The sequence below is a fragment of the Nocardioides albus genome, from assembly GCF_014648255.1.
Taxonomy (GTDB): domain Bacteria; phylum Actinomycetota; class Actinomycetes; order Propionibacteriales; family Nocardioidaceae; genus Nocardioides; species Nocardioides albus.
Genome location: NZ_BMQT01000021.1, coordinates 1 through 11,650, shown reverse-complemented (window position 1 = coordinate 11,650; position 11,650 = coordinate 1). Strand labels below are relative to the sequence as shown.

At 69.0% G+C, this 11,650-nt stretch carries 11 protein-coding genes and 1 tRNA gene; 6 read left to right on the top strand and 6 right to left on the bottom strand.

Annotated elements, in window-relative coordinates; translation table 11 throughout:
• Positions 1–71: 71 nt before the first annotated feature.
• A complete protein-coding gene (locus IEY84_RS26475) occupies positions 72–647 on the bottom strand; it encodes a TerD family protein (protein WP_183552328.1) in 576 nt (191 codons plus the stop codon).
• A 53-nt stretch (positions 648–700) separates the two neighbouring features.
• Positions 701–2,170, bottom strand: a complete 1,470-nt coding sequence (locus IEY84_RS26470; RefSeq protein WP_183552331.1) for a glycoside hydrolase family 5 protein — start codon at positions 2,168–2,170, stop codon at positions 701–703.
• 146 nt (positions 2,171–2,316) lie between these two features.
• Here IEY84_RS26470 and IEY84_RS26465 point away from each other — a divergent pair, with 146 nt between their 5' ends.
• Together IEY84_RS26465 and IEY84_RS26460 are read left to right on the top strand one after the other, a co-directional pair.
• On the top strand, positions 2,317–4,689 hold the full coding sequence (locus IEY84_RS26465; protein ID WP_229789048.1) for a phosphoribosyltransferase domain-containing protein: 2,373 nt from the start codon (positions 2,317–2,319) through the stop codon (positions 4,687–4,689).
• A 4-nt stretch (positions 4,690–4,693) separates the two neighbouring features.
• Positions 4,694–5,551, top strand: a complete 858-nt coding sequence (locus IEY84_RS26460; RefSeq protein WP_183552338.1) for a ribokinase — start codon at positions 4,694–4,696, stop codon at positions 5,549–5,551.
• A 106-nt stretch (positions 5,552–5,657) separates the two neighbouring features.
• Here IEY84_RS26460 and IEY84_RS26455 read toward each other — a convergent pair whose 3' ends face one another.
• The 3 genes from IEY84_RS26455 to orn all read right to left on the bottom strand — a co-directional run bounded on the left by IEY84_RS26455 (position 5,658) and on the right by orn (position 7,430).
• Positions 5,658–6,533, bottom strand: a complete 876-nt coding sequence (locus IEY84_RS26455) for a bifunctional helix-turn-helix transcriptional regulator/GNAT family N-acetyltransferase (protein WP_183552342.1) — start codon at positions 6,531–6,533, stop codon at positions 5,658–5,660.
• Positions 6,534–6,638: 105 nt separating this feature from the next.
• Positions 6,639–6,714 (bottom strand) — tRNA-His (locus tag IEY84_RS26450).
• Positions 6,715–6,761: 47 nt separating this feature from the next.
• A complete protein-coding gene (gene orn, locus IEY84_RS26445; protein WP_183552359.1) occupies positions 6,762–7,430 on the bottom strand; it encodes an oligoribonuclease in 669 nt (222 codons plus the stop codon).
• A gap of 105 nt (positions 7,431–7,535) precedes the next feature.
• Between orn and IEY84_RS26440 the strand changes: the two genes are divergently transcribed.
• From IEY84_RS26440 to IEY84_RS26430, 3 genes are all read left to right on the top strand, one after another.
• Positions 7,536–8,294 (top strand): DsbA family protein, encoded by a 759-nt coding sequence (locus IEY84_RS26440; RefSeq protein WP_229789046.1) that lies wholly within the window; start codon positions 7,536–7,538, stop codon positions 8,292–8,294.
• Between the two features lie 241 nt (positions 8,295–8,535).
• Complete coding sequence (locus tag IEY84_RS26435) at positions 8,536–8,952, top strand: limonene-1,2-epoxide hydrolase family protein (protein WP_183552348.1); 417 nt, start codon at positions 8,536–8,538, stop codon at positions 8,950–8,952.
• A gap of 78 nt (positions 8,953–9,030) precedes the next feature.
• Complete coding sequence (locus tag IEY84_RS26430) at positions 9,031–10,356, top strand: hypothetical protein (protein WP_221209308.1); 1,326 nt, start codon at positions 9,031–9,033, stop codon at positions 10,354–10,356.
• 6 nt (positions 10,357–10,362) lie between these two features.
• Here the strand turns inward: IEY84_RS26430 and IEY84_RS26425 are convergent, their stop codons facing one another.
• A complete protein-coding gene (locus tag IEY84_RS26425) occupies positions 10,363–10,944 on the bottom strand; it encodes a dihydrofolate reductase family protein (protein WP_183552353.1) in 582 nt (193 codons plus the stop codon).
• Positions 10,945–11,132: 188 nt separating this feature from the next.
• Here IEY84_RS26425 and IEY84_RS26420 point away from each other — a divergent pair, with 188 nt between their 5' ends.
• A complete protein-coding gene (locus IEY84_RS26420) occupies positions 11,133–11,588 on the top strand; it encodes a hypothetical protein (protein WP_183552356.1) in 456 nt (151 codons plus the stop codon).
• Positions 11,589–11,650: the final 62 nt, after the last annotated feature.

Here is an 11,650-nt window from a genome sequence, read left to right as displayed (position 1 = left end):
GGAGGTCTTCGCTAGGTCAACAACCGACCCGGAGTGTCACCAACCTCTTGGCTGAGTACAGCTAGCGGCTACTAGAGCGTCGGCGCGATCGACGGCAGCAGGTCCTGGAACGTACGTCCGTTGCCGATCTCGCCCAGAGCGGTCAGGTTCCAACCGCCCTCGGCGCGGCTGAGCTTGGCCATGATCTCGGCAGTGTGCGGGCCGGTCGTGCTCAGGTCGAAGCGGGCGATCTCGGTGTGGGTGCTCTCCTCGACGAGGCGACAGAACGCGTTCTGGATCTGGGCGAAGCTCTGTCCGGTGAAGGAGTTGATCGTGAACACGATCTGCGCGACCGTCGGAGGCACGCGGTCGAGGTGGACGATGATCGACTCGTTGTCGCCGTCCCCGGCGCCGGTGCGGTTGTCGCCGGAGTGGACCACGGCCCCCTCCTTCGACCTCAGCTGCCGGAACCAGGCCTGGTCGACGTGGGAGCCGGCCGCGTCGTAGAGGATCGCGGAGGCGTCCATGTCGACCTGAGCGCCCCGGAACCCACCGAAGAGACCCTGCCGGACCGCATCCCATCCCAGCGCGATCCGCACCGGCGTCATGGTGCGGCCCTCAGGCGTGCTGAGCGAGACCGACTGTCCCCTGGCGAGCGAGACGGACAACTGATCCTCCGAGGGCTGGACCGAGGGCCTGGAGCGGCCGGGACGCGACCAGCCTAGTCAATCGTGACCGTCACCGGTCCGGTTCCGGTCGCCTCGACCAGGATCCGGTGGTGGTCGGCCTCGCCGACGACCCGGCCACCCTCGACGGAGATGTCCGGACCCGAGGGGTAGTGGATCGGGCTGACGAAGATCTCGGTCGGCTCGTCGATCGCCGCGGACGGATCGTAGGTGTAGCTGAACTCGCCGGTCTCCGGGTCGAAGGAGAGGTCGACGGGGGTGCCGGCCGTGGCCTGGGGATAGGTGCGGACCAGCGTACGCAGCTTCTCGGCCTTCACCGTCGACAGATCCGCGTCGTCGGCGAACATGCCCTGGCGCCCGTCGGCGGTGGTCGGGTCGTCCCAGTGCTTGTAGGCCCAGTGCATCCAGGAGGTGAAGTGGTCGTCGGCCGCGGCGGTGTCGATGGCGAGCAGCTCGGTGTTGTCGGTCGCGCCGAACTCCGACATCAGGTTGGTCGCGCCCATCGTCTCCGCCTGCTCGAGCGCCGTGCGGTGGTGGGTCTCGTCATAGTCCTTGCAGCCGCCGACCCCGATCGGGATGCCCTGGGAGTCGAGATAGCCGAACGGGCAGTAGCTGTGCCAGGAGTAGCCCGCCTGGTCGTCGTTCACCGGGCCGAAGCGCGAGTTGGGGACCTGGTTGGCGAGCAGCTGCGACTCGTACCAGACGATCCCGTCGGGATCGGACGCGCGGATCGCCGCTGTGGCCTTCTCGTACGCAGGCTGGAACTCGTGGCGGTAGGAGCTGGCGCACCCGGTGATCGGGCAGGTCAGCCACTCCCGGCCAGCCCACGGCTCGTTGATCAGGTCGTAGCCCATCGAGTAGGGCTGGTCGCCCCACCGCTGCGCGACCGCGCCCCAGGCCGCGGCCCAGCCGTCCTGGACGCCGAACTTGTTGGCCCAGAAGTTGTCGTAGACCGTGGCCAGCTCGGGCGTGATGTAGGTCGCCGGGAAGGACAGCTTGATCGGCGGGTGCAGGTTGTAGGGCGCCGGCCGCTTCGCGGCCCAGTCGGGCACGCCCTCGCCGCCGTAGGTCTCGTGCCACATGTCCTGGTGGAAGTCGTACTGCATCCAGATGCCCTCGTCGGCGAGCAGGTCGATCACCCGCTGCCAGTCGTCGAGGTAGCCCTCGTCGACCTCGCCGGGGGCGTCCGGGGTCACGCCTGCCCACAGCGTGCCGATCCGGGCACCGTTGAAGCCGTGCTCCGCCAGCCATTCCGCGTCGGCAGCGGTGAAGCCCTCGGGCGAGTCGGGCGGGACGTACGGATCGTGCTTCCAGACCAGGTTTTGTCCATGGACCAGCACGATCCGGCCGTGCTGATCGACCAGCCAGCGATCCTCACGGGACAGCTGCGGGGTCTCCTTCGCCGGAGCGGCGCCAGCCGGCCCGGCCGCGGTCAGCAGCGAAGCTCCGATCGCGAGCGCAGCCGCGGCGGCGGCGATTCCGAGGCTTCCCGAGCGACGAGGCATGTCCGGAACCTATTCCCCTCCGTCGACGCCAGCAAGAACGTGTTCCAATTCTGGACCTCCGTGCCGTCCGGATCAGGTCGACAGTGGACAGGGGCGGCCCACCTGCGGTTGAGTCGTACGCGGAACCGTGGGGGAGAATGTCACCTGTGAGAGACGAAGCGAGCGGCTGGTCGGGCACCTGGGTGGCCGAACGCCTGGGTGTGCGTCTACGGACGACCGACGCGCCCAGCGGGATGATGCTCACCGATCTGGTCGGTCTGGCGGTGCGGCGCAACCCGCGTCGGGCGCAACTGCTCGTCTCCTCCGTCCTCGGCAAGCACCTCCCGACCGACCCGCGGGTCGTGACCGATGCCGCGCTGCGCCTGGGAGCCAAAGCGCGCGCCGCGGTGACGGGCGATGCGGTGGTCCTCGGCTATGCCGAGACGGCGACAGCGCTCGGACACCTCGTCGCCGACGCGATCGGTGCGCCCTACCTGCACTCCACCCGTCGGGTCGTCGACGGACTCGAGTCCGCCGCAGACTTCTACGAGGAGCATTCGCACGCGACCACCCACCGGCTGCTTCCCGCCGACCCTGCCTTCCTCGCCCGCGGCGAGACCTTGGTGCTGGTCGACGACGAGGTCATCACCGGCAAGACGATCGTCAACACGATCCGGGCGCTGCACAAGAAGTTCCCACGCAAGCACTACGTCGTGGCCGCGCTCGTCGATCTGCGCTCAGAGGCCGATCGCGGCCGGATGGAGCGCGCGGTCAAGCGGCTGCGCGCGACGCTCGACGTCGTCTCCCTCGCCAGCGGTGAGATCGAGCTGCCCGAAGACCTCGCCGAGAACGGCAACCGGCTCATCGACAACGTCGAGAACCTCCGCCACCTGGCCGGCGCCGAGCCGCCCCGGCGCCAGCGCGGCGAAGTCGTCCAGGTCGTCGCCACCTGGCCGCGAGCCGTCCCGGAAGGCGGCCGCCACGGCCTCCTGACCAGTGCCGCCGCCTCCTACGAGTCGGCCGTCACGGTGACCGCCGCCGCGATCGCGGGGCGAATCCCCGACGGTCCGGTGCACGTCCTCGGCACCGAGGAGCTGATGTACGCGCCCCTGCGGATCGCCTCCGCGCTGGCCGACCGGCGTGCAGCCGAGGGCCGGCGCCACGAGATCACCTACTCGACGACGACACGGTCGCCGGTGCTCGCGGTGGACGACCCGGGCTATGCGATCCGCACGGCGATCACCTTTCCGGCTCACGACGCGCCCGCCGACGACGACGGTCCGCGCTTCGCCTACAACCTGCGTGAGGGCGTGTTCGAGGCGATCGTGCTGGTCGTCGACGAGCCGGCCGACACCCGTGCGCTCCATGAGGACGGCGGCCTGGTCGATCAGCTCGCCCGGCTCGCGCCGCGGGTCGTGGTCGTGACCGTCCCGGCGTTCACCCCGGAGCCTCGCCACGACCAGCCGGCCGGTGCGCTGCCCGCGCCGCTCCACGGTCCCACATTCGGTTCGTACGAGCGGGACGACGTCGCCTGGCTGATCAAGGATCTCGAGGCCGACGCTGCGGATTCCTCGTCCGGGGCCGCGGAGGACGAGCAGGCCGAGGCACACCGAGCGCTCTTCGACGAAGCCCTGACAGCCTCGGCTCAGCGGGTGGCGTACGCCGTCGGGCTGGTCACCGAGCAGGTGCTGGCTCGGCGTGGCCAGGACGCGGTGCTGGTCTCGCTGATGCGCGCCGGCACCCCGATCGGGGTGCTGATGCGGCGCTGGGCCCAGCGCGTGCACGGGCTCGACCTGCCTCACTACGCCATCTCGATCGTCCGCGGGCGCGGCATCGACCAGACCGCGCTCGCCTATCTGGCCGCCCACCACGACCCCGCTCGGGTGGTGTTCGTCGACGGCTGGACGGGCACCGGTGCGATCGCCCGGGATCTGGCCTCATCGGTCGAGAAGGCCAACTCGACGCTCGACGCCCATCTGGCCTCGCCGTTCTCCCCGGAGCTCGCGGTGCTCGCCGACCCGGGCCGGAGCGTGTCGATCGTCGGCACGCGGGAGGACTACCTGATCCCCTCGGCGTGCCTCGGCTCGACCGTCTCGGGCCTGATCTCGCGCGCCGTCATCGACGACGACCGGATCGGTCCCAACGACTTCCATGGCGCGGCGTTCCGCGCGGACCTGGCGCGGGCCGACGTGTCCAGGAAGTTCATCGACACGGTCGCTGCCCGGTTCCCGATCGTACGCACCAAGGTGATGCTCGACAGCGGGGCTCACCTCGGCGGTGACCACACGCCCACCTGGGTGGGCTGGAACGCGGTGGAGAGCGCCGCCGAGAAGTTCGGGGACGGCGACGTCACCTTGGTGGAGGCCGGTGTGGACGACACCGTCAGGTTGCTTCTGCACGGCGATCCGTCGAAGATCCTGGTCAACCCGGCGCGCGACGCCGACCTCGGTCTCGTCAAGAAGCTCGCCGAGGCTCGCGGGGTCGTGCTGGAGCGGATCTCCGACGTGCCCTACGCCTGCCTCGGCCTCCGTCGCCCCTGACGCCGTGCGCCCGCCCCAGGACCTGGTCGTCGTCGGGAGCATCAACGTCGACCTGACCGCGAACGTCGAGCGGCTGCCGGAGGCGGGGGAGACCGTCGGCGGCGGGCGGCTGCGTCGCGACGTCGGCGGGAAGGGTGCCAACCAGGCGGTCGCGGCGAGCCGGCTCGGGGCTCGGGTACGGATGGTCGGCGCGGTCGGCTCCGATGCCGACGGTGCCTGGGCAGTCGAGACGATCCGCTCCGCCGGGGCCGATGTGGACGGCGTACGCATCGCCGACGCCCCGACCGGCACGGCGCTGATCGCCGTCGACGCGACGGGGGAGAACCAGATCGTGGTGTGCGGCGGCGCCAACGCGCTGGTCGCACCCGAAGGCTTCGTGGTCGGTCCGGACGACGCCGTGCTGATGCCGCTCGAGCTCCCCCTGGAGGTGGTCCGGGCCGTGGCAGCGCGGGCGACGGGCTTCGTCGCGGTCAACGCCGCTCCGGCTCAGCCGCTGCCGGCGGAGCTCGTCGAGCGGGTCGACCTGTTCATCGTCAACGAGACCGAGTACGCCGCGATGCCCGAGCTGCGCGCGGCCCGACGGGTCGCAGTGACCTATGGCGCCGCTGGGGCGGCCATGTTGGTCGCCGGCGCCGAGTCGGCGCGCGTGCCCGCCGTGCCGGTGACCGAGGTGGTCAGCACCGTCGGAGCGGGCGACGCCTTCTCCGCGGCGCTCATCCTGGCGATCCTGGCTGGCGCCTCCGAGGAGCAGGCGCTGCTTACGGCCTGCGCGGTCGGTGCCGCCGCGGTCGCCCATCCCAGTGCGCAGCCGCCGCTGGGGTTGTTGGCGGTCTACGCAGCCGGCGGATGCTCACCGAGGTAACTCGGTGAAGGCTCACTTCCCTCACGGAGCTCCACGAGGACAGTGCACGCTCACCGAGTTACCTCGGTGAGCATTCGGTCGCTCAGCCCGGCTCCCTTCGACAAGCTCACCCCAGCTCCTTCCGGAAGAAGTGGGTGGCGTGCGGGTTGTCGTTGTAGCGGTCGATGCGCTCGTAGCCGGCCCGCTCGTACATCTCGATCGCCTCGTTGAGCACGTCGCGGGTATCGAGGCGTACGACCCGGTGGCCGAGCCGCAGAGCCTCCGCCTCGAGGTGGCGCAGCAGGCGCGAGCCGAGGCCGGCACCGCGCCAGGACGGGTCGACCCACATCCGCTTGATCTCGCCGGTGCCCTCGAACTCCCGCACCGCGCCGGAGGCGACCGGGGCGCCGTCGCTGGCGGCGACGAAGAAGGCGCCGCGAGGTGCGCGTAGGGACGGGTCGTCGCCGAAGCCCTCGTCGCCCACCGTGAAGCCGAAGCGGTCGCCGATCTCGGCGAAGTAGCGACCCATCGCCTCCTGGGCCATCGGGTCGCGCGGATCGACCGGATCGATGACGATCGTGGCGGCTCGCACCAGCAGGTCAGCGGTCGCGAGGGCATCGTTGAGCCGGTCGCGCTGCCGCTGGGTCAGCGGGTCGAGCAGGAGATGGGCACGCTCCTCGGAGCGGCGTTCCAGGTCGTCCCACTGCTTGAGGCCGTCCTCGGTGAGCGCCACGAGGCGGCGCCGGCCGTCGGACGGATCGCGGTCCAGCGCGACGTATCCCTTGCTCTCCAGGGTCCGCAGCATCCGGCTGACGTAGCCGGAGTCGAGGCCCCCGAGGCGGGTCCTCAGGTCCTGAACCGTCTCGGCGCCGAGGCCGATCTCATAGAGGATGCGGGCGGTGCCGTAGGGGAGGCCGCTGCCGAGGAAGGAGTCCTCGAGCGCTCCCACCCGACGGACGTAGCTCATGTTGAACTTGCGCATCACCGAGGTGTCCACTGTCATGTATCTGACTTTAGTCAGGTAATTCCGGGAAGCCAAGGGTGGGGTCCGAGTCGGTGTCGCTGGCAAATGCGGAACGGCCCGTCCTCTCGGACGGGCCGTTCCTGTTGGGGTGAACGACGGGGCTTGAACCCGCGACCCTCGCGACCACAACGCGATGCTCTACCAGCTGAGCTACGCCCACCATCGACCCGGACAGCGCATGTTCGAGCCAGCAAGAATCATAGGGGATCAGGCCGGATCTGTGGAATCGGGGGTCGCCTTGGGGTCGACGAGCCCCGTGATCGAGGCGCCGTGGCGGGCGGCGATCGCCTTGGCCGTGTCGGAGTCGGGTCCGGGCATCGGCACGAAGACCGCCTCGCGGTAGTAGCGAAGCTCCTCGATCGACTCCTGGATGTCGGCCAGGGCGCGATGGTTGCCACGCTTGGGGGGAGCGGAGAAGTAGGCCCGCGGGAACCAGCGGCGGGACAGCTCCTTGATCGAGGAGACGTCGACGTTGCGGTAGTGCAGGAAGCCCTCCAGCTCGGGCATGTCCCGGGCCAGGAAGTTGCGGTCGGTGGCCACCGTGTTGCCGCCCAGGGGTGGCCGGGAGTCCTTGCCGCAGTGCTCCCAGACGTAGGCCAGGACCTGCTCCTCGGCCTCGCGCATCGGCACGCCGTTCTCCAGCTCGACCAGCAGGCCGGACTTGGTGTGCATGTCGCGCACGAAGTCGTCCATCTGCTCCAGCGCCTCGGCCGGGGGCTTGATGATGATGTCGACCCCGTCGCCGAGCACGTTGAGATCGAAGTCGGTGACGAGGGCCGCCACCTCGATGAGCGCGTCGTTCTCGAGGGACAGCCCGGTCATCTCGCAGTCGATCCAGACCAGACGTTCGTTGAGTGAAGCCACGCAGAGCACCATAACGCCGCTGGTCAACGGCTTATACGGAGGGTAGGAGACGATGTGATAACGGTTCCCATGGCGCGGTTTCAGGCTGCGTTCAGGAGACGGACCTATGTTGGGGTCATGAGCACGGATTCCGCCAGCAGCCCCTCCCGCAAGGAAAAGCGAGAGGCGCGCGCTGCCAAGGCCGCCGCGGAGCTGGAGGCTCGGCGCAAAAAGCAGGCCCGCAAGTCGATCCTCACCGTCGTGGCGGTCGTCGCCGTGATCGCGGTGATCATCGGGGGCCTCGTCTGGTTCAGCCTGAACCGGTCCGAGGACAGCAAGGTCGCCGCGGTCGATGCCGGCAGCAGCGAGCACGGCCTGGTGATCGGTCCCGACGACGCGCCTCACAAGGTCGTCATCTACGAGGACTTCCTGTGCCCCTACTGCGGTGAGTTCGAGGAGGCGACCCGCGAGGATCTCGCCGAGCTCGCAGCCGACGGCAAGGTGCAGGTCGACTACCGCCCGTTCGTGCTCCTCGACCAGATCGGCCCCTACTCCGAGCTCGCCACCTCGGCCTTCGCGGTCGTCCAGGCCGAAGCCGGCGACGAGGTCGCCAAGGAGTTCCACGACCTGCTCTTCGAGAACCAGCCCAGCGAGTCCGGCCCGTTCCCGGAGGCTTCTGACCTCGTCGACCTCGCGGTCGAGGCGGGTGCCGAGGAGTCTGCGGTCAAGGACGGCATCGAGGACCTCGCCGGCAAGGAATGGGCTGATGCCGCGACCAAGGCCGCCAAGGCCGACGGTGTCCAGGGCACTCCGACCGTTCTGCTCGACGGTGAGCAGTTCCAGGAGGGCAACACCGTTCAGGAGTACGCGGACGCGCTGATCGAGAAGATCTCCTGACCTGGGCGATCAATGGCCGAATGCCGGCGGGCTCACGTAGGCTCGGCCACATGACTCGGCAGGTTCAACTCTTCTTCAGTGCAGTCGGGATCCTTCTGATCGCTTACTTCGCTGCGGCTGGACTGGTGACCGTCGTGCAGGCGGTCATCCAGTCCTGACGGCGTCGAGCCGGTCCCGAGATGTCCTGATCTGGTTCTGAGCCTGCCCTCAGGGCCCCTGATCAGGGGATAGCGTGGGCGGTATGACCGAGATCCAGCTTGTCGAGCAGTTCCTGGCCGCCCTCGAGACGGGGGACGTCGACGCGGCGTTGATGTTGTGTGCTGACGACGTCACCTATCAGAACGTGCCGCTTCCGCCGGCGCGTGGTCTGTCCGAGGTCGGGCGCCAGCTCCGGATCATGGGGAAGTACACGACCGACTTCGAGGTCCGGATGATCAACATCGCGGCCAACGGTCCGGTGGTGCTCACCGAGCGCATCGACGTACTGAGCCGCGGCTCGGTCTCCGCCGAGTTCTGGGTGTGCGGCACCTTCGAGGTACGCGACGGCAAGATCGTGCTCTGGCGCGACTACTTCGACTGGACGACGTTCATCGCTGCAGGCGTCAAGGGTGTCGGCATGGCGGCGTTCGGGGCGATCCGGAAGGCCGTCGGTCGCTGATCCTTTGTGCGCAACGCACGAGGCACCTCGTGCACTGTTTCTGTGACGCCAGTCACAACGAGCCTTACTCTCGGAGACATGCCCCGTGCGTCAGCCGCTTTCATCGCCCTGCTCCTGACCGCCGCTCTGGTCGCAGCGACCGGACCGGCGCTCGCCGACCGGAAGCCACCTGGTGACCAGCCGCTTCCCGGCTACACGATCAGCAACCCGCCGGTGGCGCCGGTCGTGGTCGACGGGAAGACGACGACGGTGCATCAGGGGGTGCACGAGCACGCGGCGTACGTCCTGGAGGTGCCGAAGGACTGGAACGGCGAGCTGGTGATGTGGGCCCACGGCTACCGCGGGCTCAGTTACACCTTGACGCCGGAGACCCCGGGCTTCGGGTTGCGGCGTACGTTCCTCGAGCAGGGCTATGCCTGGGCGGCGTCGAGCTACTCGACCAACGGCTACGACGCGGGGTCCGGGGTGCGCTCGACGCGGGACCTGGCGGCGTACGCCTCCTCCGATCTCCTGCCGCGCCGGGCGAGCCGCACCTACGTGACCGGGGTGTCGATGGGCGGGCACGTGGTCGGACGCTCGCTGGAGCAGTTTCCGGGCTTCTATGACGGCGCGCTGCCGATGTGCGGGCAGCTGGGCGACGTGGAGCTGTTCGACTTCTTCGTCGACTACAACCTGGGTGCGCAGGCGCTGGCGGGCCACGACGCCTACCCCTACGACGCGGGCTACCAGAGCGTCGACGTCCCGGTGATCAAGGAGCGCCTCGGTCTAGACGGCACCCTGACCCCGGCCGGCGAGCAGCTGCGGACGATGACGATCGAGCACAGCGGTGGCCCGCGGCCGGGTGCCGAGGCCGCCTTCCGGCAGTGGAAGGACTTCCTCTTCACGCTGCCCTCCGTCGACGACGGCGGCACGCTGGGATTCAACATCGGCCGGGTCGCGACCAACCGAGACACCGTCTACACGACGAACACGCCGGTCGATCTCGACACCGAGATCGAGCGGATCGACCCGATCGACCGCGCCGGCCGCAACAGCCACCGGCTCAACGCGCCGGCCGTCATCTCCGGACGTCCGACCGCGCCAGTGGTGAGCCTGCACAACCTCGGCGACATGTTCGTGCCGTTCTCGCTCGAGCAGATCTACGCGCGTGAGGTGGCCCGCCACCACCGCAGCGGTCTGGTCGTGCAGCGGGCGATCCGCTCGGCCGGGCACTGCGAGTTCAGCCCAGCAGAGGCCGCGGCCGCCTGGGGCGACCTCGTCGACTGGGTCGAGAACGGCGACCGTCCTGCCGGCGACGACGTCCTCGACCGGGCTGCCGTCGCCGCACCCGACTACGGGTGTGCGTTCACCGACCCGACCGCGTACGCAACCGGGTCGCGTCGCCTCTATGCGCCCTGCCCGTGACCGGGATCAGCGGACGACGTCGTAGACCAGCTTGGTGATGCCGTTCGCGTAGGTCTCCGAGTCGAGCAGCTTCAGCATCTGCTTGTCCTTGTCGGTCTCGCTCCACATCCGCTTGCCGGCGCCGAGGACGACGGGGAAGACGAGCAGGTGGTAGCGGTCGATCAGGCCGGCGTCGGAGAGGTTGCGGGCCAGCTCGGCGCTGCCCGCGACCAGGATCGGGCCACCCTCACCCTGCTTGAGCTGCTCGACCTCGTCCAGCGACCTCAGGATGACCTGCGGCCCCCAGTCATCGACCAAGCCGTCGTCGCCGAGCGTTGTCGACACGACGTACTTCGGGATCTCCTTGACGACCGTGAAATCCTCCATGTCGGGCCAGACCGGCGAGAACGCCTCGTAGCTGCGCCGGCCGAACATCATCGCGCCGGCCTCCTGCATCTCGGTGCCCTTGATCTCGTAGGCCTCGGGCAGGAACTCGAGATCCTGGAACGTCCAGCCGCCGCTGCGGTGTGCCTCGGTGGTGGTGCCGCCGCCGGGAGAGTCGACGACGCCGTCGAGGGATACGAACGCTGAGTAGATGAGGGTGCGCATGCGCCGATCCTGCCGCACCGTGGCACTGATGGCACGTGGATTGATTGTCGGACTTGCCCCAGATGCTGGGGATGCGGCCCCTGTCGTCGCGTGACACGGTGAAGAGGCATTCCACTCCATGACCGCCGGCCTCGGGTCCGGCGCGCCTGTTGGCCCACCTTCGTGCACAGAACCCACCTGGGGATCGCATGTCCACACCAGTCAAGCCACCTACCAAGCAGAGCCCGGAGAAGCCCGTCGAGGCGGTGATCCCGATCCCGAGGATCGAGGATGTCCCCGACCAGGACGGCCGAGCACCCGAGGATCTCGTCAACCGGATGGGCTCCGCCCATGGATACGGTACGCCGCACCAGCACGCCCGCGGCCATGGCCGCGAGCAGCGCGGGCTCGCCTATTTGCCTGGCTCTCAGCTCTTCGAGGGACGCTTCGGCCGGATGTTCCGGCTGAGTCCCTACGTACCTTCCGAGGGACGGATCCGGGAGATCGCCCAGATGATGACGGACACCGCCCCGGGCGATGCCGCGAAGGACAACCCGGACATCCCGGCCGGCTACACCTACCTCGGCCAGTTCATCGACCATGACATCACCTTCGACCCGGTATCGAACCTGACCAGGCAGAACGACCCGGACGCACTGACCTGATTCGCCCTGGGTTTCGTTCCTATCGGTTTCCCTGTCCGGCGGTCACCGGCTGGGCTGAATCA

Excerpts from the sequence above, each read along its gene's own strand:
- IEY84_RS26470 (WP_183552331.1), bottom strand. The coding sequence starts at position 2,170 with ATGCCTCGTCGCTCGGGAAGCCTCGGAATCGCCGCCGCCGCGGCTGCG.
- IEY84_RS26455 (WP_183552342.1), bottom strand. The coding sequence starts at position 6,533 with ATGACAGTGGACACCTCGGTGATGCGCAAGTTCAACATGAGCTACGTC.
- orn (WP_183552359.1), bottom strand. The coding sequence starts at position 7,430 with ATGGTGCTCTGCGTGGCTTCACTCAACGAACGTCTGGTCTGGATCGAC.
- IEY84_RS26440 (WP_229789046.1), top strand. The coding sequence starts at position 7,536 with ATGAGCACGGATTCCGCCAGCAGCCCCTCCCGCAAGGAAAAGCGAGAG.
- IEY84_RS26435 (WP_183552348.1), top strand. The coding sequence starts at position 8,536 with ATGACCGAGATCCAGCTTGTCGAGCAGTTCCTGGCCGCCCTCGAGACG.
- IEY84_RS26430 (WP_221209308.1), top strand. The coding sequence starts at position 9,031 with ATGCCCCGTGCGTCAGCCGCTTTCATCGCCCTGCTCCTGACCGCCGCT.
- IEY84_RS26425 (WP_183552353.1), bottom strand. The coding sequence starts at position 10,944 with ATGCGCACCCTCATCTACTCAGCGTTCGTATCCCTCGACGGCGTCGTC.
- IEY84_RS26420 (WP_183552356.1), top strand. The coding sequence starts at position 11,133 with ATGTCCACACCAGTCAAGCCACCTACCAAGCAGAGCCCGGAGAAGCCC.